Source organism: Novosphingobium sp. LASN5T, from assembly GCF_003856955.1.
Classification (GTDB): domain Bacteria; phylum Pseudomonadota; class Alphaproteobacteria; order Sphingomonadales; family Sphingomonadaceae; genus Novosphingobium.
This window is the reverse complement of sequence record NZ_RQSI01000037.1, coordinates 16,614-36,596: the sequence shown is the minus strand read 5'-3', so window position 1 is coordinate 36,596 and position 19,983 is coordinate 16,614. Positions and strand designations below refer to the sequence as shown.

General features: G+C 64.6%; 21 protein-coding genes and 1 pseudogene. 6 read left to right on the top strand and 16 right to left on the bottom strand.

Translation table 11 applies throughout. The features are described 5' to 3' along the window. From EH199_RS18915 to EH199_RS18905, 3 genes and pseudogenes are all read left to right on the top strand, one after another. Positions 1-112 (top strand): annotated as a pseudogene (locus EH199_RS18915) (IS630 family transposase); the annotation flags it as partial. A gap of 84 nt (positions 113-196) precedes the next feature. After that, positions 197-412 carry a DUF5818 domain-containing protein gene (locus EH199_RS18910; protein ID WP_124810739.1) on the top strand — a complete coding sequence of 72 codons (216 nt, stop codon included), beginning with the start codon at positions 197-199 and terminating at the stop codon, positions 410-412. Between the two features lie 201 nt (positions 413-613). Beyond that, the gene (locus EH199_RS18905) at positions 614-823 is read left to right on the top strand and encodes a hypothetical protein (protein ID WP_124810738.1); all 210 of its coding nucleotides are present in this window, start codon (positions 614-616) and stop codon (positions 821-823) included. Positions 824-829: 6 nt separating this feature from the next. On the opposite strand, the gene EH199_RS18900 is transcribed toward EH199_RS18905, so the two are convergent. Further along, positions 830-1,621 carry a GntR family transcriptional regulator gene (locus EH199_RS18900; protein WP_223806776.1) on the bottom strand — a complete coding sequence of 264 codons (792 nt, stop codon included), beginning with the start codon at positions 1,619-1,621 and terminating at the stop codon, positions 830-832. A gap of 193 nt (positions 1,622-1,814) precedes the next feature. Between EH199_RS18900 and EH199_RS18895 the strand changes: the two genes are divergently transcribed. From EH199_RS18895 to EH199_RS18885, 3 genes are all read left to right on the top strand, one after another. Further along, complete coding sequence (locus EH199_RS18895; RefSeq protein ID WP_223806775.1) at positions 1,815-2,480, top strand: FCD domain-containing protein; 666 nt, start codon at positions 1,815-1,817, stop codon at positions 2,478-2,480. 40 nt (positions 2,481-2,520) lie between these two features. Then, entirely contained in the window at positions 2,521-2,889 is a 369-nt protein-coding gene (locus EH199_RS18890) for a hypothetical protein (RefSeq protein ID WP_124810736.1), read from the top strand. A gap of 170 nt (positions 2,890-3,059) precedes the next feature. Beyond that, positions 3,060-3,257 (top strand): hypothetical protein, encoded by a 198-nt coding sequence (locus EH199_RS18885; protein ID WP_223806774.1) that lies wholly within the window; start codon positions 3,060-3,062, stop codon positions 3,255-3,257. 4 nt (positions 3,258-3,261) lie between these two features. Here the strand turns inward: EH199_RS18885 and EH199_RS18880 are convergent, their stop codons facing one another. From EH199_RS18880 to EH199_RS18810, 15 genes are all read right to left on the bottom strand, one after another. Next, positions 3,262-6,303 carry a conjugal transfer protein TraG N-terminal domain-containing protein gene (locus EH199_RS18880; protein WP_124810734.1) on the bottom strand — a complete coding sequence of 1,014 codons (3,042 nt, stop codon included), beginning with the start codon at positions 6,301-6,303 and terminating at the stop codon, positions 3,262-3,264. A gap of 25 nt (positions 6,304-6,328) precedes the next feature. Continuing rightward, positions 6,329-7,768: a conjugal transfer protein TraH gene (locus EH199_RS18875; RefSeq protein WP_124810733.1), complete on the bottom strand. Its 1,440-nt coding sequence runs from the start codon at positions 7,766-7,768 to the stop codon at positions 6,329-6,331. Next, positions 7,768-8,598 carry a thioredoxin family protein gene (locus EH199_RS18870; RefSeq protein WP_223806773.1) on the bottom strand — a complete coding sequence of 277 codons (831 nt, stop codon included), beginning with the start codon at positions 8,596-8,598 and terminating at the stop codon, positions 7,768-7,770. The genes EH199_RS18875 and EH199_RS18870 overlap by 1 nt, the downstream gene beginning before the upstream one ends. Beyond that, positions 8,595-9,008, bottom strand: coding sequence for a hypothetical protein (locus EH199_RS18865; RefSeq protein ID WP_223806772.1), 414 nt, complete (start codon positions 9,006-9,008; stop codon positions 8,595-8,597). Before EH199_RS18865 ends, EH199_RS18870 begins: the two co-directional genes overlap by 4 nt. Continuing rightward, positions 8,989-11,130 carry a conjugal transfer protein TraN gene (gene traN / locus EH199_RS18860; protein ID WP_124810732.1) on the bottom strand — a complete coding sequence of 714 codons (2,142 nt, stop codon included), beginning with the start codon at positions 11,128-11,130 and terminating at the stop codon, positions 8,989-8,991. The genes EH199_RS18865 and traN overlap by 20 nt, the downstream gene beginning before the upstream one ends. A gap of 1 nt (position 11,131) precedes the next feature. Further along, on the bottom strand, positions 11,132-11,908 hold the full coding sequence (gene trbC, locus EH199_RS18855; RefSeq protein WP_124810731.1) for a type-F conjugative transfer system pilin assembly protein TrbC: 777 nt from the start codon (positions 11,906-11,908) through the stop codon (positions 11,132-11,134). Between the two features lie 8 nt (positions 11,909-11,916). After that, entirely contained in the window at positions 11,917-12,939 is a 1,023-nt protein-coding gene (gene traU / locus EH199_RS18850) for a conjugal transfer pilus assembly protein TraU (RefSeq protein WP_124810730.1), read from the bottom strand. Beyond that, a complete protein-coding gene (locus tag EH199_RS18845; protein ID WP_124810729.1) occupies positions 12,936-13,202 on the bottom strand; it encodes a hypothetical protein in 267 nt (88 codons plus the stop codon). The genes traU and EH199_RS18845 overlap by 4 nt, the downstream gene beginning before the upstream one ends. Beyond that, positions 13,199-13,873, bottom strand: coding sequence for a type-F conjugative transfer system protein TraW (gene traW, locus EH199_RS18840; protein ID WP_124810728.1), 675 nt, complete (start codon positions 13,871-13,873; stop codon positions 13,199-13,201). The genes EH199_RS18845 and traW overlap by 4 nt, the downstream gene beginning before the upstream one ends. Beyond that, positions 13,870-14,343, bottom strand: a complete 474-nt coding sequence (locus EH199_RS18835; RefSeq protein WP_124810742.1) for a S26 family signal peptidase — start codon at positions 14,341-14,343, stop codon at positions 13,870-13,872. Before EH199_RS18835 ends, traW begins: the two co-directional genes overlap by 4 nt. 40 nt (positions 14,344-14,383) lie before the next feature. Next, on the bottom strand, positions 14,384-14,902 hold the full coding sequence (locus EH199_RS18830) for a type-F conjugative transfer system protein TrbI (protein ID WP_223806771.1): 519 nt from the start codon (positions 14,900-14,902) through the stop codon (positions 14,384-14,386). 64 nt (positions 14,903-14,966) lie between these two features. Further along, a complete protein-coding gene (locus tag EH199_RS18825; protein ID WP_124810726.1) occupies positions 14,967-15,317 on the bottom strand; it encodes a hypothetical protein in 351 nt (116 codons plus the stop codon). Next, a complete protein-coding gene (traC, locus tag EH199_RS18820) occupies positions 15,314-17,920 on the bottom strand; it encodes a type IV secretion system protein TraC (protein WP_124810725.1) in 2,607 nt (868 codons plus the stop codon). The genes EH199_RS18825 and traC overlap by 4 nt, the downstream gene beginning before the upstream one ends. A 5-nt stretch (positions 17,921-17,925) precedes the next feature. After that, positions 17,926-19,083 (bottom strand): hypothetical protein, encoded by a 1,158-nt coding sequence (locus EH199_RS18815; RefSeq protein WP_223806770.1) that lies wholly within the window; start codon positions 19,081-19,083, stop codon positions 17,926-17,928. After that, positions 19,080-19,979, bottom strand: coding sequence for a DsbC family protein (locus EH199_RS18810; RefSeq protein ID WP_124810723.1), 900 nt, complete (start codon positions 19,977-19,979; stop codon positions 19,080-19,082). Before EH199_RS18810 ends, EH199_RS18815 begins: the two co-directional genes overlap by 4 nt. Between the last annotated feature and the right edge of the window lie 4 nt (positions 19,980-19,983).

Genomic DNA, 19,983 nt, shown 5'->3' with positions numbered 1-19,983 from the left:
CGGCGAGCGAACCGTCAATGGGCTGTGGGACCTGATCGGCAAGCTCGTCGATATCTTCCAGCCTGCCGAATGTGCCAATTACTTCAAATCTTGCGGATATGAGCCGGAATGAATGGAAACCGCTCTAGGAGCGCGCGGTTTCCGATCGGGGTGCGGATCAACAATTTCACCAAAATGGATGATTAAGCTACAAGTAATGAACCAAAATCGCCGCCTTTCAACCAACACGATCGTCGGCACCATCGAGCATGGTCCTCGCGGCCCGATTCTGCGTGACGGTGACGGTGTGCGTTGGCGGCTCGGATTTACCGACGGGCAAGTGCCCGATGGCCTTGCGGGGCGAGTCAAAGTGCGTGGACGCATCGTCGAGATCGACCGGATCGAGGTCGACTATCTGGAAGGTGAAACATAACTTCCATGCTGCGACGAAATGGACGATGTTCGATTGGGCCAGCGGCCTGTATTTCGAACTGTCTGTCTCATTGAACTATGGGCAACTACGCAGGTCCCACCATTTCCGACACATTATTCTGGCAATTGACGTGTTGAAACGTTGACAGAAAGTCCCGTCTCAACAAAGACTTGTGTGAACAGGGGATTTCGGGGCACGACCATGGCGATTGAGCGGCTTCCGATCAGCCGGAATGCGCTGGAAATCATCATCAGCGATGCCAGGGACTTGCTCGACACGCTTGAAGCCGCCGGTCTGGAACAGGCGGCAACGGTCATGGCGAGCGTCGTCGAGCAGCTGGTCTGTGACAGCACGGGACTGTCCGGAACGTCTGGCTTCATGTTCAAGGCGGTTGATCCACCGGCAAGCTAGGCGCGGCTAGGACAGTGGCGCACCAAACGCGATCGTCCGGCCATCGGCTGCGGGCTCGCGCGTTCCCTGCCCGAAAGTGCGGCCATTGATCGCGATCGTCTGGTCCATGCGGCGGATCTTGGCGACCGGCGCCGCGTCGCGTGCCACGAGACCGTCGATCGCGGCGAGAACCGCTTCTCGCGAGGAATAGACGTCCTCGCGCATCAGCAGCCGGGCCATCGATGAGGAGCGTTCGGCAATGGCCGCGGCAATCTTGCGGTGAGTGCGCGCCGAATGTTCGCCGTCTTCGCCATGCTGTGACCAGACGATCAGCCGGTGGAGCGCATTGGGCAGGACGAGGCAGATCATCTCCGCAAGCCGCGGTATCCTCGCCATTTTCCTGACCTCAAGATGAAACGCGAGATTAGAAAGCGTGACGCGCTCGAGATCGTCGGGATCGGTCGCAGATACATCCCCCGCATTGCCCACCAGGCTTTGGAGCCAGGAAATCTGCGCCTCGCTCGCGCGTTCGGCGGCGCGGGCCGCTGCGATCGCCTCGAGCGAGGCGCGCATGTCATACAGGTCTGTGATTTCGGCCCTGGTCCAGGTCCGTACCGTGAATTCACCGCGTCCGTGCCGGGACAGGTAACCTTCCGCGACAAGCGCGCCGAGCGCGTCGGCGGCCATGACGGGACGGCAGTCGTATACTTCGCAGACCTGGTCCTTGCTGATAATCTGGCCAGGCAGGTAGTGGGCAGCAAGCACCCCGAACCTCAGTTCGAGGAAAATCCTTTCGACAAGAGATTGCGCCTTCGCCAATCGATCGTCCCCAAGGGGAAAGCAGTCCCGCCCCGTTGCATGTTGGCTACATAGCACAAACCCTTTAGAATTTTCCAATCAGGATGGTTCGGACTATCCGAAGGATGCGATGTCGGAGGGCGGACAAAAGGTGACAAGGTCAAAGCCAAGGCCGCTTGGAGGGATTACTTGCCCTGCACCGCGCGTCTTTGCCGTGCTGCGCGAGCCCCGCAAACGGCGTAGATTCGACCATGCAAGCCAGATACCCGGACTCGATGATCTACCGGAGGCCGGGGCACTCTCACTTGCTGATGAACTTCTCGAGCTTGGTCTCCTCGCCCGGGACCACGGCCGCTACACGATCATCGACTGGACCATCGATCGCATCGTCGAACACCTGGCGCTTGCTGGCGCAATCCATGCGATGGCGGCTGCCGAGGCCGCATTGCGTGCCAATACAACCGACTTCACAAACCTCGCCGCGATCCACGCGGCACTGCGCGGCCTTGATGCCGATGAGCCTGCGAACCTGCTCGGGGGCGCTTACCTCGACTACCAGTTCCACCTCGAACTGGTCCGCCTTGGCGGCAATCAGACGGCCTGGGCGAGCTATGCCAAGGCGATTCCACCCGCTGTGTGGATCGCCGGCGCAAACTACTTCGAGCTCGACGAGGCGCGCAGTTCGCTCGCTGAGCACGAGAGGCTCATCGACTACATGAAGGCGGGCGATACGCTGCGCGCCCGCGATGCGGCGGCGTTCCATCTCGAGGAAGCCGCGGCGCAGATCCGGCGGGCCGGGGAAGCGCGGATCGAGAGCTATCCTTCTGGGGCGGATAGCCTGCTCACTTCAATGTCATTCGGCATCGAGGGCGGCGGGTGACCAACCGCCGTGCTGGGTGTGCCCTGCGGAGTCCGAAACCATGCAAACCCTCGGTGAAGAAGAATGGCGCCAGGTCGCTCTCTCGCTCGTCCAGCTCTGCGTGAGAAACACAGAACTGGAAAACCTTCATTCCGGCATTTTCCCTGCGAGTGAATCTGGTGACTATACCGACGTCAAGGTCGTGTCCCCTTACGGAGAGATTCCCTGGACGAATCTTTCCCGCATTTCCGATGCCGAAATGCGCGAATTGATGATTGAGATCACCAACAAGGTCTTCACCTATCTGATGAACATCGACGCGCTCGCCAATGTACTCACCACCCGCAAGTGGCAAATTCCTCAGCTCGACGCAGGGCTTGTCGCGACGGCTAACCGCTACCGGCAGCATTTGCCCAAAGATCCAACCTGAGCCTTTAGCTTTGAAGCGGCTGAGGTATCCGTTCCCCGGTCTTCAGCGCTTTGGCGCTGCGAGAGCGTGAGGGGGTGCGAGGGTTTCGCGGGGGGCTCCAATTGTTCCTGGCACATGATTGAAAAAACAGTCCGTTCGGGGTAATCATGGTCAGGGCGAGGAGACCCTCGATGGACCATGATCGCTACGGACTGGATGGAATGCCGATCTCGTGTCGCGGCGCGGACTGCGATCCGGTCACTGGTATTCAATTTCCCCGGTACAGTGAAGGTGATGCGGGAGGTATCCCGCATTTGCGACTGGTACTCGCTGTCATGATGGCCTTGTTCGTGGCCATTTTCATTTGGCAGTCCAACATTTTCGGGTGAGCTTCTAGCTTCGACGTTTGGCAACGTGGAGGTGATCCCTGGCGGGATCGTCCGGGAACCGCTCGAAGTCGACGGCATAAGCGCTTCCTAAGCGCCCTTGGACCTTGGCCGCCCATTGCTCGCCCTGCTCGTTCGTGATGTTGTTGCCGCGAAAATCGAGAGCGCGATCGTCGTAATGGGCCGACCCGGCCTTGTGCTGGGTGCTGTCATTGCCCGAGGTCACCACTGGCGTGGGCAGGCCAAGGGACCGAGCTTCTTCAGCCACAACGCCCATCGCCGGAACCAGCGCGCCATCCATATGGCCGAGCCGCGCGCCAGGCTTGACCATGATGCCAAGGTCCTTGGCGAGGGCTGCCCCATCGACAGGCCCATGGGGAACGGCCATGAGGGTTCCTCCTTCCTGCGGCGACGGCACAAGCGCAGACGCAACCGTCCCCGACGGCAGACGCAGGGTGCCTGGCATCCCGAGGTCGTCGTTCGACCCCAGTATTCCCGACCCTGCGATCCCGGTGACGTCACTGAGTTCGTTGATGCGGTGGGCGCGAAGATCGCCCATCAGGTCATCCATGAGATAGGAAATGGCCTGATCGCGGCGCGAAACGTCGCGGTAGTCGAGACGCGGATTGGACAGGTCCGGCAAATGCCATTCGGGATGCTCACGCTGCAGCGCCTCGTAGCGATCCTGGATGAGGTTCGACATGTCGCTTGAGACCTGGAAGCCGTGCGTTTCGGCGAAACTGGCCTCCGACATCATTCGGCTGCCGATCTCGCGGTAGCGTGCGGCAGCTGCGCGCCGTTCTTCGGCTTCGGCCACGCGCCAGTCAGAGCCATCGGTACTCGTCCGCGAGCGGGAATGGTCGGTGTAATCCGAGCTTTGATTGTAGGTGCCCGAAGACTCGATATCGCCGCTCGAGCCGCTGACCACGACGCGATTGCTGGTCTCGTCCGACTTATCGGTGCCGCGCGTGGTCTGATTGGTGGCTGAGCGTTCTGACCCTGCACGAGCATCGTCACCCCACTCTTTCCTGCCGAATATCGAGCCTTGAAGCGTAGCCGATGCGCCACTTCCTGCGACACCCTTGCCCGGCGTTCCCAGCGTGCCGGATCCCGTCAGACTGGCGGACGAGCCGAACGTCCTGCTCGCGAAGTCCCCAGAACTGCGTGAATTGCCCTCGCGCAGGATCAGATCGTTGTTGGTGACCTCGCGGCTAGAACTGCCCGAGGCGCCCTCGACCACCAGGTTGCCCCCGACGTTGTGCGTGTCCGAGGCCCGCGAGCCGTTTTCGCGGCGCGAGCCCGATACGTCGTTGGTCGCGGTGACCGCGCTGCCAAACCGGCCCTTCGAACTGGTCCAGCTGGTCGAGGTGCCGTTTTCGATCTTGTCGGCCTCGTTCATGTACCACTGGCCCTGCGAGCGTAGGTCCGAGGCGTAACCCCGCGTCATGGTCGGCTTGAACGGCAGCTGCGAAATCGCGGCATTGGTGTCGATCACCGTATGGCCCGAGCCATATTCGTTGAACATGCGGCCATCGGCTTCGCGGAAGCCCGAATGCGCGCTGCCCGCGAGCAGGTTCGGCGCCGTGTTCCACTGCGACATCTGCCGATTATCGGCATTCAGGTTGCCGAAGCTGACGTCGCCATAGGCATAGTTGCCCGTGGTCCGCTCCAGCGCGGCGGCATCCGAACCCGCCTGGACCGGCGCGAGCATCGAGCCGAGGTTGTTCGCGACCGACATGGTGCCGCGCATCACCATCAGCGCCAGCACCGGAACCGACATCATCAGGAACCCCGCCATGGTGGCGACATCCTGATTGACCGCATCGATCCCCGCCCAGTTGGCGAGGTTCACGCTGCCGGCGGCAAGCGCGTTGGTCTGGCTCGCGAGCCGGTCCATGATGAACGAGTGAATGAGGACGTAGATCGGTCCCCAGGCCGAGAGGTAGAAGAACCCGGAGAAGTAGCCCTTGAGCGTCGCGATCCCGGTGCGCGGGAAGAGCAGCAACGGAAAGACGATCGGGAACAGCGCGTAGAACACCACGGTCAGCACGACGCCAAGCACCGGTATCCAGATTAGCCCCTGCTCAGCCGCGGTCGTCATCGCGTTACGGGTCTGAGTATCCGCGCGCTGCAGCGCGAAGGAATCCGCGTCAGCATTACCAAAATCGAGCTGCGCGGCCTCGAAGGCGTCGACCATGCTCTTCTGCTTGAAGAACTGGTTCCGGGTCATCGCCGTGCCGGTCAGGAGCTGCGAGACCACCGGTACATCGGCGGCGAGCTTGGCTCCGGCGGCGGCCTGGGTGAGCTTGGGATACATGGTGTGGGCAAAGGGCAGCGCGTAGGCATTGATTTGCGCATCCCACTGGTTGTTGATCAGCGTCCAGGCCTCAGCGCAGGTCTTGCCCTCGATATCAACGGTGCCCACGCCGGTATCGGTCAGGTACTTCATCCCCCGGTTGGTCGCGGCATTGACCCCGAGCTCGGCCCAGAGATCGGGCGCTTCGCTTAACAGCTTGAGGCTCTTCGTGCCGAGCAGGATATCGTAATAGGCGCACTGCTTGAGATAGCCGTCGACGTTCGCCTTGAAGACGGGATCGCGGATCTCGAAGCCGCGGACCTTGTCCCACATCCGCGCGCCGTAGACGAAGCCGCCGGTCGAGTAATTGAGCGCGGCGGGCATGACGAAGACCGTCTCGGCAGTGCGGGTCAGGTAGTCGCTGACCTGGCTGGTGAACGAGGCCATCGCGGCAAGCCCGATCGGCACGTTGTCGACCGTCGCGGGGGCCAGCCCCGGATTGACGCGGTCGGTGACCTTCACGGTCACGGTCGGGACCATCAGCACGAGATAGATGAGCGTCGACTGGATGAACCAACGGAACCAGGCACGCCAATCGAGATCCATGGCGGTGACGAGCAGCGCGTAGATCAGCCCCATCACCATGCACACGCGGATGAGCGCCTTGAACCCGCCCGATCCGGTCCAGGCGGCGATCGCGTTGAAGGTGTTGACGAGGTAATCGCCGCCCCCGACCGTGAAGACCTCGAGCATGAGGCGTGCCTTCCTTCGTCGCGGCCTACTGGACCTGTTGATTGAGGGTGCGCGAGAAGCGCAGCGCCGCCGACATCTGCGGGGAGAGCTGCGTGCGCAGGGTCTTCTCCAGCATCTGCGTGCGCTGGATCAGCGCGAAGGTCTGGTCAAAACGCTGCGAGGTGCGCGCGGCGATCCCGAGAAAGTTGCGCCGGGTTTCGTAAAGCCCCTCGCGCCATTCGCGTAAGGAATCCGCGTCCGCCCCGTTGAAGTCCGAGCGTGCGTTCACCGCCATGTCGATAAAGCGCATGGTCATGGTGGTGACGAGATCGACCGCGACAATTTCCGAAAGGTCGTTGATCTCCTGCGCGGAAATGCCGAACTCGGCCGCGGCGCTTACCGTGATGATCTTGTAGACCGGCACGCTCGCCATGCCGAGCAACTGGACCTCGGCCGGGGTCAGCGAAGCGCCGGGATCGCGCACCTTCAGCGCCATGCTTTCGATCAGGGTGCGGACCCGCGCCTTGATCGCCGCGTTGGGGCCGATCACCATGTCGGTCTCAGTGGGCGCCATGCATTTGGTGGTGTCGCCCCCGCAGCTCCAGTACTTGTGCGGGGTAGCCGAGGTGCCATCGAGCATGGCGCTGATCAGCGCCGGATCGGCGGGGCCGATGAACTGCACCCGCGGTTTGCCGCCCGAGCCTTGCGGATCGTAGATCACCGTGCCGACGAGCGTCATCAGGAACTCGCGGAACTGGGTGTCAAAGCCGCCGTACTTCTTGCCGAGCGCTTCCCGGGTGTAGTTGTTCGGCATCCCGGCCTGTTCCTTCATGTCGGGGTCGGAATTGGCAGCTTTAAGCGCCTCACGCTGGCCGCCGTTGTTGCATTGCTGGCGCGCGCGGGCCCAGTCGGCGACCGCGCCCTGGCTGTTGGCAATCGCCTCGCAGATCACCGAGGACGCCGTGTCGGTCTTGGGCCAGAGCCCGCCGACCAGCGCCTGCGCGGTCTCGCAGGACGAGATGTTCATCTGGTTCATCTGCTGAACCTTCTGGGCTAGCTCATCCATGACCTTGCCGATTTCGGGCGAGATCGTGTCGATCGCGAGCTTGAAGGCGAAGCCCAAGGCATTGTTGGCCGTGGCCTTGAGCATGGCGACGAGTTCGGCGGTATTGATGAACGAGAACGAGCCGGCAAAGAGGTCGATGCCGCCGCAGCCAGCGCGCGCATGGGGCAGCTGGATATTGAAGGGTTGGATGTTCTTCTGTGGGAAGCGCGACCAGACCGAACCCATCGAATAGTAGCCTGCCGACTGGCCCTGGTAGGCGCTGGGGCCGGTGACATTGGCCTGGGTGCCCATGTCCGACATGAAGCTCTGCATCTCGCCCTCGACGCCGGCCACGGCCGGTGTTGGCGACGCCAGCAGGACCGCCGCGCCGAGCACGGTGCCGAGCGCGCGGCGCGAGACCTGGTTGAGCCGCGCGCGCATCAGTAGTCGCTCCCGGGCTGGACCTGGGTCAATTGGAACACGCGGTCCATGATCTCGTCCTGGCTGAGGATGCCGTAGCCGATCGGCATTGGCTGCTTGGTGACGGAATCAAAGAGCACCAGCGCCGGGACCTGCCGCTCGGTGCCCATCCCAAGCTTCTCGTACTGCCCGCTATCAACCATGTAGCCGGGGAAGGTCGCCGACGGGCCGCCGTCCATCGAAACTGCGAGGATGGTGAGCCCGAACTTGTCGCTGACCGCTTTGAGGATCGGCGAGAAGATGTCGCAGGCGCCGCAACTCGAGGAGAAGAAGTAGAACACCCCATAGCGCTGCGAGAGCTGGCCCATGACCCGGTCGCGGTCGGACTTGCGCTGGTCGATCCACGCGCGCTTGCCGAGCGTCGAGACCGGGCGCTGGAGTGTGTAGTCGAGCCCGGGATCCTGCCACAGCGCACGTTGCCACACATCGGCGAACATCGAGGAGCGGTCGAGTTGCTCGCGCTGGAAGCGCACATAGGCAGTGACGTTTTCCGGGCTCGGCTCAAGGATCGCGCGCGCCTTCAGCTCCTCGAGTTGGGTGCCGATTGCGGCGAGGCGCTCGCGCGCCGGTGGCTGCGTAGCCGTGGCGGCCTTGCGCGGCTCCTCCCTCGGCTTCTCGCAGTAGAACCAGGTCCCGAGCTTGCGCTCCTTGCAGTAGAGCGCGTCCTCGGACTGCTTGACCTCGACGCCGTCCTCATTGGCAGCGTGAAGCGGGGCAATGCCGGACAGCGTCAGGCTGATGCCGAGGCACAGGGCGGCAATGCGGCGCTTGTACATATGGCGGGGGTTCATGATCCGCTCCTCTCGAATTCCTTGATCAGTGACATGAAGACAGCGAGGTCGAGCAGGCGGCGGCCGCCGTCGAGCATTCGCACCAGCGCGTGGGTGAATGGGGTGAGCGCGGCGGTGCCTGCCTCGCTCAGTGTGTAGGTCTCGGCATCCGGCGCGACCCAGCCCCGGCCGAGCATGGCATCGAGCGGCGCCTTCAGCGCGCGGGCGCGCACCGGCCGGTCGAACCAGGCCGAGACTTCGGCCGCCGGTTCGCCCGCGCTTTGCGGTGCGCGGCGAGAAAGCGCCATGCCGAGGAAGAACTCGACCATGCTTATGTCGGCAAGCGCGCCGACGGCGCTGAGCGGGATGACCGTGGCGCCAGGTGCTGAAGGGGGCGAGGTGCCCCCGCCGTTACGGCTTGTGGGCGGCATAGTAGGCCTCGATCTTTGCCTGGATCTCGATGAGCGTGGCGGCCTCGTCGGGGAGCTTCGCCGCGTCGACGAACTCCGCGTAGATCTCCCGGAAATCCATCACCGAGAGGTCGAGCTGCTGGAACTCGAAGATGGTGAACCCGTCGCAAATCGGCTTCTTCGGCGTGCCCCAGGTCTTGCCGATCTGCGGCCGCCCCTGCTCCTGGAGGATCCGGCTGATCTTCGACTGAAAGCAGCAATAGACGTCGCGCTTGGTGAGGCAGATGCCAAGAAAACTCGACGAACAGTAGGTGCCGATCTTGTGGCACAGGCCGGCATCGTCCTTCTGGTCGAGCAGGACTTCGGACGGACTGCACAGCAGCGGGGTCAAGAGCGGCACGCCCTTGCCCGAACAGCAATTGGCGAGCCCGAAGACCTTGTGCGCGCAGCTCTCGGCGGTACCCTTGAACAGGGTGAGCGTGCTCTCGTCGAATTCGGCGTTGGCCTGGCCGAGCGCGTTCAGCGCCACGACCGCATCCTTGAACTCGTCAGAGGCTTCGCGCACGATCGGCTCGCAGTCGCCATTGACGCAGTAGACGTCGCCGCCGCAGATATACTGCGCGGGCTGCGGAGCGCTCCCTGGGATTGGGCACTTGTAGACCCGCTCGGCAACCTGGCACGAGCCGTCGCTGCTGGGCGGATCGTCGAGGCACGTCTCGTGGTCGAAAGTGCAGCCCGGCGTCGCTTCAAGCTTGCCGCAGTCGTTGCCCCCGCCGACCACGGTTTGGCACTGGTAGGTCTTCGTAGCTTCCCAGCAGGGCCGCGTCACCGGCACGCCGTCGATCAGCCGGGTTTCACCCGGCGCGGTGCAGGTCTCGCTGGCGAGCGTGCAGGTGCCGAGATCGACCGAACAGGCATTGTCGGTCCAGGTTTCGGTGAACCACTTCGAGACCGAGCTTTCGGGCACGATCCCGGCGACATTGGAACTGCAGGCATAGACCTCTTCGGGGGCGGCCGGCTCGGCGCAGGTGAGGTAGCCTCCGCCACCGAAGGGATCGCCGATGAAGTCCCAGGTCTTGCACAGTTGCCGGTTGGTCAGGCCTGCGGCGCTTGGGCTGCTCCGGGTGCAACTGGGCTCAGACGCGAGCGAGCCGCATTGCTGTAGCCCGGTCACATATTGCAGCGGGAAGCCGGTCACCGGATCGAAGGTCAGCGCGGCGGTCAGGCCTTCGTTGTTGCAGCGGTAGACATTGCTGACAACCTGGAAGGCATTGGCCGGCGGCGGCTTGGGCACCGTGCCCATGAGATAGACGTTGGGATCGGTGACGGAGCCGTCGCAGTCGTAATAGTCGACGGTGAGATTGTACTGCGGCACCGGGTAAGTCCCGGTCTTCCGGCACAGGCTACTCCCTTCGAGCGAGGCGCAGCCGGCAAAGCTTGGGCTCGTGACGCAGAGGTACTGGTAGAGGGTCTCGTTCCATGCCGAGACCGAGAGGCTGCGGGTGCAGGTCTTGGGCTGTTCGACCACCGTCGAACCGACGTTGCAGGTCCACTCGGCCATGTTGGATGTGCCGGAGCCCGGGGGTAGCGGCACGCAGTTGCCGGTCGAGCCGTCAGCGCTCATGCCTTGCAGATAGGCGTTGGGATCCTCGGTGACCGTGTTGGCGCGCGAAAGGTCGCTGCGCTTCACATCGACGGTCGGCCTCTCGCTCGAATTGGCGGTGCGGTAGGCATCGCTGCTGTAACCAGCAGCGGCTCCATCGGCATACATGTTGCCGGGATTGTCGTAATACTGGGTGAGCCCGGGATAGTTCGCCTGATAGCCCGGAATCTGCCCGGCAGCGCCCGGGGCATCGGTGATCCCCTGGTTGGCGCCGCGAACCGTCGATCCGAGCTCCCGCGCCTGCGCCTTCGCCTCGTCCCAGGTCATGGTGGCCGGCGCGGAAGGCGGTGGGGGTGCTGGAGGGGGAACGCCGGGGTCGGTTGCGGGCGGCAGTGCGGGCTGCGGCTCGATGAGGTCGTCGGGCGGCGGGATATAGACCTGCGCGTGTATACCGGTTGGCGCGAGCAGCGCGATGGCGAGGAGGGAGACGGCAAGAAATGCCGCAGTTTGCCGACGATTGCGCAAGCCCCGCCCACCCATCTCATTGGCCCTTGGTCAGTTGGGCGAGCGCTACGCGCGCAACGCCTGCCCCGGGTCCGCTCCCGCCGGCGAAGGTTTCGAGGGCGTATTCGACCGTGACGTTTCCGGTGATGCGGTCGTGATCGGGGGTCGCGCTGGTGCAGTCGAGCCCGTCGCAGAGCTCGTATTCGCGGCCAACGGCAACGAATGTCGGGCCGGCCGTAACCTTGAAGGCGCGGAACAGGCGCGGGTCGATCGCGATATGGGCTTCCTCGCCCTCATTGGTCACCACCCGCTTCAGCCCTTCGGCAAAGGCCTTGGTGCTCCCGCCCGGAAAGCCGCGGAACACGACGACTCCGCCGGCCTTCGTCGTGTCGGCAATCAGTCGGGTGAGCGATGCCTCGGGCATCGACAGGCTGGCGAAGACGATGAACATCGGCCCCTCGCCCATCGGCGTCCTGGTATTGGCGGCCGCGCCGCTCAGCAGTTCGTCGAAGTCGACCGCGCCGCCCGGACCCTTGGGAAGATCGGCCGGATTGATGCGGCCGACGGCGGCGAGGCCCTCCTCGCGCAGCTGCTCGGCCTCGCCGCGGTGCGCCTCGCCCCTGCCGGCGACCGCATCGACCAGCGTCTGCGCATCGGCCGTCGCTTCGGTTCCGCGCGCCTTCACGGCTTTCAGGTCGAGGCCCCCGACATCTTGGGCGATGGTCTGGGCGAGAGCGGCCGAGACGGCGGTCAGGGCGAAGAAGCCAGCAAGCCCGAGGAGGCGGGATTTGTGCGGGAGCCGCGCGAAAGTCATGGATGTCCTCACAGCATGCAGCAGTTGCGCTTGCGCCAGACGAGGTAGCCAAAGTCCTCGCCCTTGACGGGGTAGCCCTTGCCGGTCTGGGGAATGATGGTGGCCGCACCGACCGGCGCGCAGGCGTAGCGCCCCTTCACCATCGAGATTGGATTGGTCATCTGCAGCCGGTATTGCTGCTTCCTCATCACCGGCATCAGGTACTTGCGGCACAGCGCCTTCGACCCCATCGTGCCCCAGGCAAGCGCCTCGCGGTGCATCTTGTAGAGCATGCGTTCGGCGACGAGCCGCGAGGCCTGGATCGGGGTGACGTGGGCCGAGACGTGACCGTTCAGCGGGTACATCCCGCCGTTGCAGCCCGCGCACCAGAACATCTGGTCGATCGGCAGCTTCGCGGTGGCAGCAACGCAGTCCGCGGCGCAGGCCGCGGTGGCGATTCCGTTGGCGAAGAGCGCCACCTCGGGATTGATGATCGAGGTCAGCGCGGAATCCTGCCACAGCGGGTCGATCTCGGTCACATAGGCGACGTCGAAGGTAGTCTGCTCGAAACAGAGGAAATCGGTCAGGATCTCCATCCAGTAGAGCAGCGGATAGACGTAGTAGTGCGACTGCCACTGCGACGAATTCTGCGTCTTGCCGCCGATCTGGCTGCGCCCCTGGACATGGCCCTCGCCGATGTCGAAACCGGGGTTGAGCCGGATTCCGCCAAGGTTGGGAAAACACCACGACTTGTTGGTGACATCGACGAGGCGCACCGGCTCCCAGAAGCCCACCGAAATGCCGATACGCGGGATCGGCGAGCCGCAGGCGCACAGGGGAAACGAGGGGTTCTTGGGATCGGGGCGCGAGCCCTTCCAGATCGATAGCCCGCCGATCGAGAGCGGAAACAGACACGACCAGCACACATCGGTGATCGGGTTGATGAACTTGCCGTGGCAGGTGACCGTGTCGGCCCGCGCGGGGCTGGTTCCGGCAACGGCGAGCGCGAGCGCCCCGAGCAGCGCCATGAATCTCGCGGGAACACGCATCATGGCCGCACCTCCAGCCCAAAGGCATCGTCGGCGCGCGCCTTGGCGCGGAAATAGATGAACCCGTGGAGCACCACCGCAGCCGTCAGCAGCAGGGCGGGAAATGCAGCCCAGGGCCCCAGCAAAACCTTCAGCAGCGGGAGCAGGAGCACGGCAAGCGCGAGCGACCAGCACAGCGCCATCCAGAGCCTGCGCATGCGCCGCAGGGTTCGCGTTTCGGGCGCGGCCATCGGGGTCTTGAGGAAGGTGATGAGCGGGTGGGTCATGAGCTCTTGCCTCCGCTTGGCGTCGCCGGTTGGCGCGGCAACGGCACTTCGCTGATCTTGAGGCTGGAGCCAGCTGCGCTCACCACGGCGGGGGTGTGGCGGATGCCGAACTTCGCGGTGAGCGTGCCGCCCTGGTCGAAGTAGAAGCGGCGCTGCCACGGCTTCATCGCGTCGAAGGGCGATCCCGCGACGAACACGATCTTGGCCGCCGTGTCGCTCCAGGTCCGCAGGGCCCATTGCAGCTCGGCCGCATTGTCGCCGTCGACGAAGACCAGCGCCTGGCGCAGCTGGACCATATCGAGCGGATTGACCCGGGTGCCGCGCGCGGCGATCAGATTGCCCTTGGCGTCGACGATATCGTCCTCGGTGACGATCGAGGGATCGAACAGCCACTCGCGCTTGGTGGTCGCCGGGGTCATGCCATCGACCCGCTTGGGTCGCCGCACGCTCGCTACGGCCTGTTCCTGCATCTCGCGCTGCAGCCGCTCGATCCCGCCGCTTGCCTCCAGCGTCCTGAGCCTGGTCTCGATCGTCGTGAGCAGATCAGCCTCGATGATCGGGAAAGTCTGGCCCATCTGGCCATAGTCGGCGGCCCTCACCGCCGAGATCAGCGGCCAGCCTATCAGCAGTGCGGCACCGCCCGTGGCGGACAGAAGAGCCAACCGGCTCACAGCACCGAGTCCCCAGTGCCGATGATGCGTGCCAAACAGACGAAGCCGATATCGGCGTAACGGCTATCAAGCCCGTCCTTGTGCTCAGTCCCGACATAGTAGCAGTGCTCAGGGATCCGCCCGGTCGGTCCGGGGGCAAGCCTCTCGCCGCGCGAACTCACGGGCTTCAGCCGTGCGACCTCGGCGCCGTTGATCCGCACCACGCCGTTCTCGCGGGTGACCATGTCACCCGGCATGCCGTAGACGCGCTTCGCAAAGGGCGGCGAGACCGAGCCGAAATGCGCGGTGATGAGCGGAGTCTGCGGCGGGGCGAAGACCACGAAGTCCCCGCGCACCGGGCGGCGGTGCTTGTCGATCCAGAACGCCCAATTGGGGAGCGACTGCGTGGTGTTGATGAGGATCGCATGGTCGTCGCGCCAGCTCGCCAGCGAGGAGCTGGCCGCCAGCGTCGCGGCAAGCGCGCCGATCACCAGCCAGCGCCGGGCGTGCGGGGATCGGGGAGTGAGCGGCTCAGTTGACGGCAGCACTGGCCTGTCCTCCATAGGCGGCGCCCTGCATCGGGGCCGGGGCGGCTCCCTGAGGGGTCCCCTGCCCGTTCATCGCCGCACGCATGGCGCCCATGACGTCACCGGCAGAAGCATTCGCCGGCTGCGGCATCTTGATCTTCGTATAGACTTCACGGCGGACCTCGGCGGTGATGTCGGGGACATTGCCGGCGAGCACCGCCTCGCCCACCAGCACGATCTGGCCCGCCGCGCCGCGGCGCTCGAGGTTCTTCTGGACCTCGCCCATGAATGCGCGGGTCTCGGTAGTGACCTGCTCGGGCGTCGCCGCCGAGCGGGCCTGGGCCTGAACATATTCGCCGACGATGCCGGAGAGCTGGACCTTGGCGATGGTAGGTGTGTCCCCTGTCCCCAGCACGCTCTTGGTGACCCAGGCGCCCCACAGCCCTGCGGCAACCAGCGCGCCGACCAGCGCAACGGGGATCAGACCGATACGGGACCGGGGCGCGGGCCGACCTTGACTCACTTCGGCCTCGAACAGGGGGCCAGCGGTCGTGCTGCCTGCATGACTTGAGGGCGTTCGGGGGCTTCTAGCCATGGGTGATCTCCCTGGAATGTGAGGTGACCGCACCGCCCGGCTGCGTGAGCGAGTGGCGGCGAAAGAAGCCGACTGCGACGAAAAGTCCGGCGCTGGTCAGCCAGAAGAAGCGAGAGAAGTGGTCTTGGCGCTCGGCGCTCGCGGCGACATAGCGCGAGGCGAAGTTCTCGATCTGGAGTACGGTCCCGCCAAAGCTGAAATTTCCCAGCGCGGCGAAGAAAAGCAGCCATAGCGCGGCGACGCAGCCCAGCGTGACCGCGAGCCATCCTGCGAGGCGCAGGCCGTGGTAGCAGGCATCGGCAAGGTGCCAGGACTGGCGGGCAGAGGCGTGAGGCGTGATCATTCGGCCGCCTCCGCCAGTTCACCGTCCATGAAATCGGGAGCTCCGGGCTCAGGCGGCACGAAGTCCGGGAAGGCGACCCGCTCGATCGCATCGGGGAGCGGCAGGCCGGCGCGGACCTTTTCCTCGATCTCCGAGAAGACCCTCGGACTCGAGGAATAGAGCGTTGCCGAATAGGGATCGAGCACCAGTCGTCCGACCGCGAGTGTCTCCGGGCCTTTGATCAGGACGTCGGAATATTCGGTGCCGTTGCGTTTTAGTGAGCGCAGCAGGCTTTCGGTATAGTGGTCCATCTCGAAGCGCTGATGCTTGGCAAGATCGTTGATCGTCTCCTCCTTCTGCTGGAGGACGATCGACCAGTCCGAGTTCTCAAGCGCAGCGAGCGAGCCTTCCGACTTGTAGAAGTCATTGAGAGACTGGGTAGCGGTGATCAGCGAGCCGCCATACTTGCGGCAGGTCCGGGCGTAGGTTTCGATCGCCTGCCCCATCTGCCCGCCGCCGAGCAGCTGCCAGGCTTCATCGATCATCGTGAGCTTGGGCACAGAACGGTCGAGATCGCGCATGACCCTCAGCGTCAGGAACATGAGTGCGGTGAGCGCGACCGAGCGAAGTTCCGGTTTCGAGGATAGATCGGAGAGCTCGAACACGGTGAGCCCGGCGGACAGATCGATCGAGCAGGCGCCTTCGAAGAACCGGCCATAGGTGCCGCCGGTAAGGAACGGCGACATGGCGTCGGCGAGGTCCCCGGCATAGGGCGAAGGCAGTGCGCGGAGCGCAGCCGCGACATCGTCGATCGTCCCGGAGCGCTGCTTCTCGCGCCAGACCTTGCTCACCGCGGAATCGATGAGGCCGCGCTCGGTGTCGGACAGCCGGTCCTGCTGGCGCGCCATCTGGCCGACGATCGATTTCAGCATCGCGAGGCACTCGACCTCGTAGTCTTCGCCATCCTCGTCGCTCGACAGCGCTTCGCCGTCGATCATATCGAAGGGATTGAGCGAGAAGCCCGAAGACAGTTTGAACTCAACGAAGGCGCCGCCAAAGGCCTTGGCCATGTGCTCGAACGAGCGTCCGTCATCGATCACGATGACCTTGGTCCCGGCCCCCGACATTGCCGCGCAGACGTCCTGCAGGAAGACCGACTTGCCGGAACCCGACTTGCCGAAGACCGCGACGTTATGGTTGCCGGCGGCATTCTGGAACGGCGACCAGAAGAACGGTTGCCCGCGCCTGCCGATGAGCAGGACATGCGGGATGTGGCCGCCGGTATGCTCGCCCTGGAGTGGGGCGATCGATGCCGCGGTCGTCGTAAGCATGGTCTTGAAGCGTTTCATGCGCTTGAGGTCGGCCGAGAGACCATTGGGCAGCGACAGCGGCATCGCCGCGAGGAGCCCCATCACCTGGAGGTAGCGCTCGTCGATGAGATCCCATCCGCAGGCCTTGTAGACCGACTTCACCATGCGCTCGTTGATGTCGCCCTTGCCGAGAGGCGAGAGCGCGCCGACGCCGTAATAGACCTGCGCGAGCTTGCGGCCCTGGCGGATCTGTCCTTGCACGTATTGCCATTCGTCGCGCTGTTCAGAGAGTTGTGGCAGGAACCGCGCGGAGCGGCTGTCGGCGAGGCTGGTAGTGCGCATAACCTTGAGCCCGGCGCGCGAGGCGACCGCGTCCTCGTCCTGATAGACAAGCCCGAGCACTGTCATGACATTGCAGCCGAAGCGCAGCTTGTCGTTGATGACGTCGCCGATGATCTTCTGGACGTCCCATGGTGCCCATTGCTTGGGCAGGTTGCGCACCGAGAAGAAGCGCCAATCGAACTTGTCGGGCACGACCTCGCCGATGACCGGCGCGCCGTCCTGGCGCTCGCCAGTGGGGCGAAAGCGCTCGGTGTGGAGCACGATCCGGTCGGGCGTAACCTGGGTCTCGAGGTCGCGCCGCACGCACTGGACGTTGATCGGATCGAGCTCGGAATAGTGCTCGGGCTTGTCGGCGTTATCGACTGCTGGGCAGAGAAAATCGTCGAGAAAGGCGATCAGTTCAACCGGGGTCATGTCGCGCGCGGGGATCGAAAGTGCCTGCAGCGTGCCGCGCAGGCTTTCGCGCACCGACACGAGTGTGTCGGCCCCGATCGGACCGCTGAGCCGGGCACCGATCGAGAGAATTACGCGGGTATTGCGCAGGTAAAACGGCGCATCACGCGAGATCGACATCCAGGCTGCCCGGCGCAGCCAGCGCGCGCGGTGCATCGCGGCGCGGCCATAGACTCCCTTGGCGACCACGCGCGGCATCACCCAGTCGGCAATGCGCTCACCGACCGAGGGGCTTTGCCAATGAATCAGCTGGATCTCGCAGCCGGGCGGCACGGCGTCAGAGAGGAACTGGGTGAGAAGTTCGCCGCTGCGTTCGTCGGCCCCCATCATCGGGGCAAGCTCGAGAATGAACCCGATCGAGTCCGTGTTGATGAACATGCCGTGCTTCTTGTCGAAGCTGCGATAGGGCAACCAGTTCGAGAGCATCGGAGCACCCAGTACCGGGCGTGTCGCCTCGGGATGCGCGCTTTCGCCGAACAGCATGTCGAGGAACCGATCCCAGAAGCCGCGCGAGGTCATTGCCCCTACTCCTCGACCTTGGCGGGAAAGGCAGCCGGTGCATTGGCCGGCGATGCTTTAGCCGGGGTGGCCGATGGCGCTGCTGCAGGCGGGGCAATTGCTGCTCCATTGGCAGGACCTGTGGCCTTTGCTGGCGATGGTATCGGCGCTTTCGCGGTTTGGGAGAGACGCGCCTGGACTTCGGCGCGGATGGCATCGATGGCATTGCCGGACCCCCGCGCAGCGGCCTTGGCGCGCGCTGCCGCGACCGCTTCGGGCGTTGGCAGGGCTGCCAACGCGGCGTCGGCCGGTGCGGTGATCGGAGCGTCGCGGCCATCGATGAGGGGAGCAGGAGCCCCGGGTGCGGGCGCTAACGCCGCACTGGCGAGGCTGACCGCCCGGCCCTCGACTTGCTCCCCAAGGTTGGGCTCGCCCGACGACAGCTGCATCCAGGCACCATCGTCGACAACCGCGTGAACGATACGCGGCTCATGGAGATTACCGCCGCCATCGACGAAGGACGGGAACACCACCTTCAACACCCGGCGCTCGCGATGGATCATGCCATTACCGGAGGCAGCGAGCCTGCCCGAACCGGACGGGGTATAGGCAGCTGTGACAGGCTTGGCTGCCGCCGGTTGGCGAATATACGGCCCCGCTGGCGAATGTCCGGGCGTCATGGGCCGGGCATTCTGGATCACCGACAGTGCCTGATCGTCGATCAGGGTCGAAGGCGCGCAGGTCCCGCCCGGCGCGCTGCAGGCGAAGCTTCCCTTGATGTTGCCGCCGAACAGCGAAGTGCAGGCTGCAAGCTGGGTCGCGGCGAGCCCGACCGCAGCAATGCTCGCCGCCCGGGCCAGACCGCTTGGCGCGCGATGCTCAGTGAGCAGGCCAAGGCGCACGGCAAGGCGCCAGAACGCGAGACCGGATCCGAGCGAGATCGTCTCGGCGCCAAGGCTGACATGGCCCGCCGAACGGGCCCAGGCGCGTTGGCGCAGCTTTGTAAGTTCGAAAGGCGTGAGGTCCCGGCCGAGCGGGGGTCCAAAGGCGGCCACGAGATCCTGCCACAGTCGGATCGCCTCGCACCGGCTCAGCTCGGCGCGCGGCAACGAGATTGCCCCGCGCGAGCGCCGCGCGACCGCGCGCACCAAGCTCGCTTGGCTCCTCGGGTCAAGCACGGTCACGACTTGGCGCCCTTCAGCCATTGATCGAGCACCTCGCGCGGGCGAAATCCTTCGATCACCGCGCCGTCAGACCGGACGATCACCGGGGTTCCAGCCAAGCCCTGTTCGCGGGCGAAGCGCTCGTTGGCATCGAGCGGCGAAGTGTCGCAGGCGCGCGTGTCGGTGATCGGCGTGCCGGCATAGGCGGCCTTGACGGCTTTGCGCCGATCGCGCGCGCAGAAAACCTGGTTGGCAAGATCGCGGCTGCCGAGCACCGAGATCGGCCGCTCGATCACGCGCACATTCATGCTTTCAAGCACGCCCGAAAGCGCCCGGCAGTAGCCGCAGCGGAAATCGCTGAACACAGTGACGGACGGTCCTGAGCTTGCTCCCCAGACAATGCCGCCCGCCTCGGGCAGTGCGGCGAGCGACATCATCCGGGGGGCACCGCTCGCCGCCGGCGTGCTGACGCCGCGGCGGGGGGTCTCGACTTCCTGCGCTTCCTGTTTGCTGCCCGCCGCACCGCCAACGAGGAGATCGGGATTGACCTCGAGCAGCCGGACTGCGGTCAAATCCTGGCGCGTCTGCATGTCGTAGACACGCCCGATGAGCAGGTAACGCGCGGTCCTGTCGACATAGAATAGCTGAGATCCGGCTGTCACTTCGCAGACCCCGTCGACCAGCTGGCAATTGACCCGGCTCACCTGGGTGCGCGGCAGGCGCTGCTTGAGGAGCGCCGTGACGGCCTGGTCGGCCTCGGACGGCGAGTGAATTGCACTTTGCGCGGCGTTCCCAGCGCCCTCAGCATTGGCATTTGCCCAGACCAGCGATCCGCCGCTGCCGAGCACGATTGCGGCCAGCGGCATCAAGGTTTGGCGAAGGCGGGGTCTGCCCAAGCTCAGTGGTTTCAGCTTCATTGCA

Bases quoted from the DNA above. Each gene is read 5' to 3' on its own strand.
- EH199_RS18880 (WP_124810734.1), bottom strand. From the start codon at position 6,303: ATGCTCGAGGTCTTCACGGTCGGGGGCGGCGATTACCTCGTCAACACC.
- traN (WP_124810732.1), bottom strand. From the start codon at position 11,130: ATGGGTGGGCGGGGCTTGCGCAATCGTCGGCAAACTGCGGCATTTCTT.
- EH199_RS18905 (WP_124810738.1), top strand. From the start codon at position 614: ATGGCGATTGAGCGGCTTCCGATCAGCCGGAATGCGCTGGAAATCATC.
- EH199_RS18810 (WP_124810723.1), bottom strand. From the start codon at position 19,979: ATGAAGCTGAAACCACTGAGCTTGGGCAGACCCCGCCTTCGCCAAACC.
- EH199_RS18845 (WP_124810729.1), bottom strand. From the start codon at position 13,202: ATGACCCACCCGCTCATCACCTTCCTCAAGACCCCGATGGCCGCGCCC.
- traU (WP_124810730.1), bottom strand. From the start codon at position 12,939: ATGATGCGTGTTCCCGCGAGATTCATGGCGCTGCTCGGGGCGCTCGCG.
- EH199_RS18885 (WP_223806774.1), top strand. From the start codon at position 3,060: ATGGACCATGATCGCTACGGACTGGATGGAATGCCGATCTCGTGTCGC.
- EH199_RS18865 (WP_223806772.1), bottom strand. From the start codon at position 9,008: ATGCCGCCCACAAGCCGTAACGGCGGGGGCACCTCGCCCCCTTCAGCA.
- trbC (WP_124810731.1), bottom strand. From the start codon at position 11,908: ATGACTTTCGCGCGGCTCCCGCACAAATCCCGCCTCCTCGGGCTTGCT.
- EH199_RS18890 (WP_124810736.1), top strand. From the start codon at position 2,521: ATGCAAACCCTCGGTGAAGAAGAATGGCGCCAGGTCGCTCTCTCGCTC.
- EH199_RS18910 (WP_124810739.1), top strand. From the start codon at position 197: ATGAACCAAAATCGCCGCCTTTCAACCAACACGATCGTCGGCACCATC.
- traC (WP_124810725.1), bottom strand. From the start codon at position 17,920: ATGACCTCGCGCGGCTTCTGGGATCGGTTCCTCGACATGCTGTTCGGC.
- EH199_RS18875 (WP_124810733.1), bottom strand. From the start codon at position 7,768: ATGCGCGCGCGGCTCAACCAGGTCTCGCGCCGCGCGCTCGGCACCGTG.
- EH199_RS18870 (WP_223806773.1), bottom strand. From the start codon at position 8,598: ATGAACCCCCGCCATATGTACAAGCGCCGCATTGCCGCCCTGTGCCTC.
- EH199_RS18825 (WP_124810726.1), bottom strand. From the start codon at position 15,317: ATGATCACGCCTCACGCCTCTGCCCGCCAGTCCTGGCACCTTGCCGAT.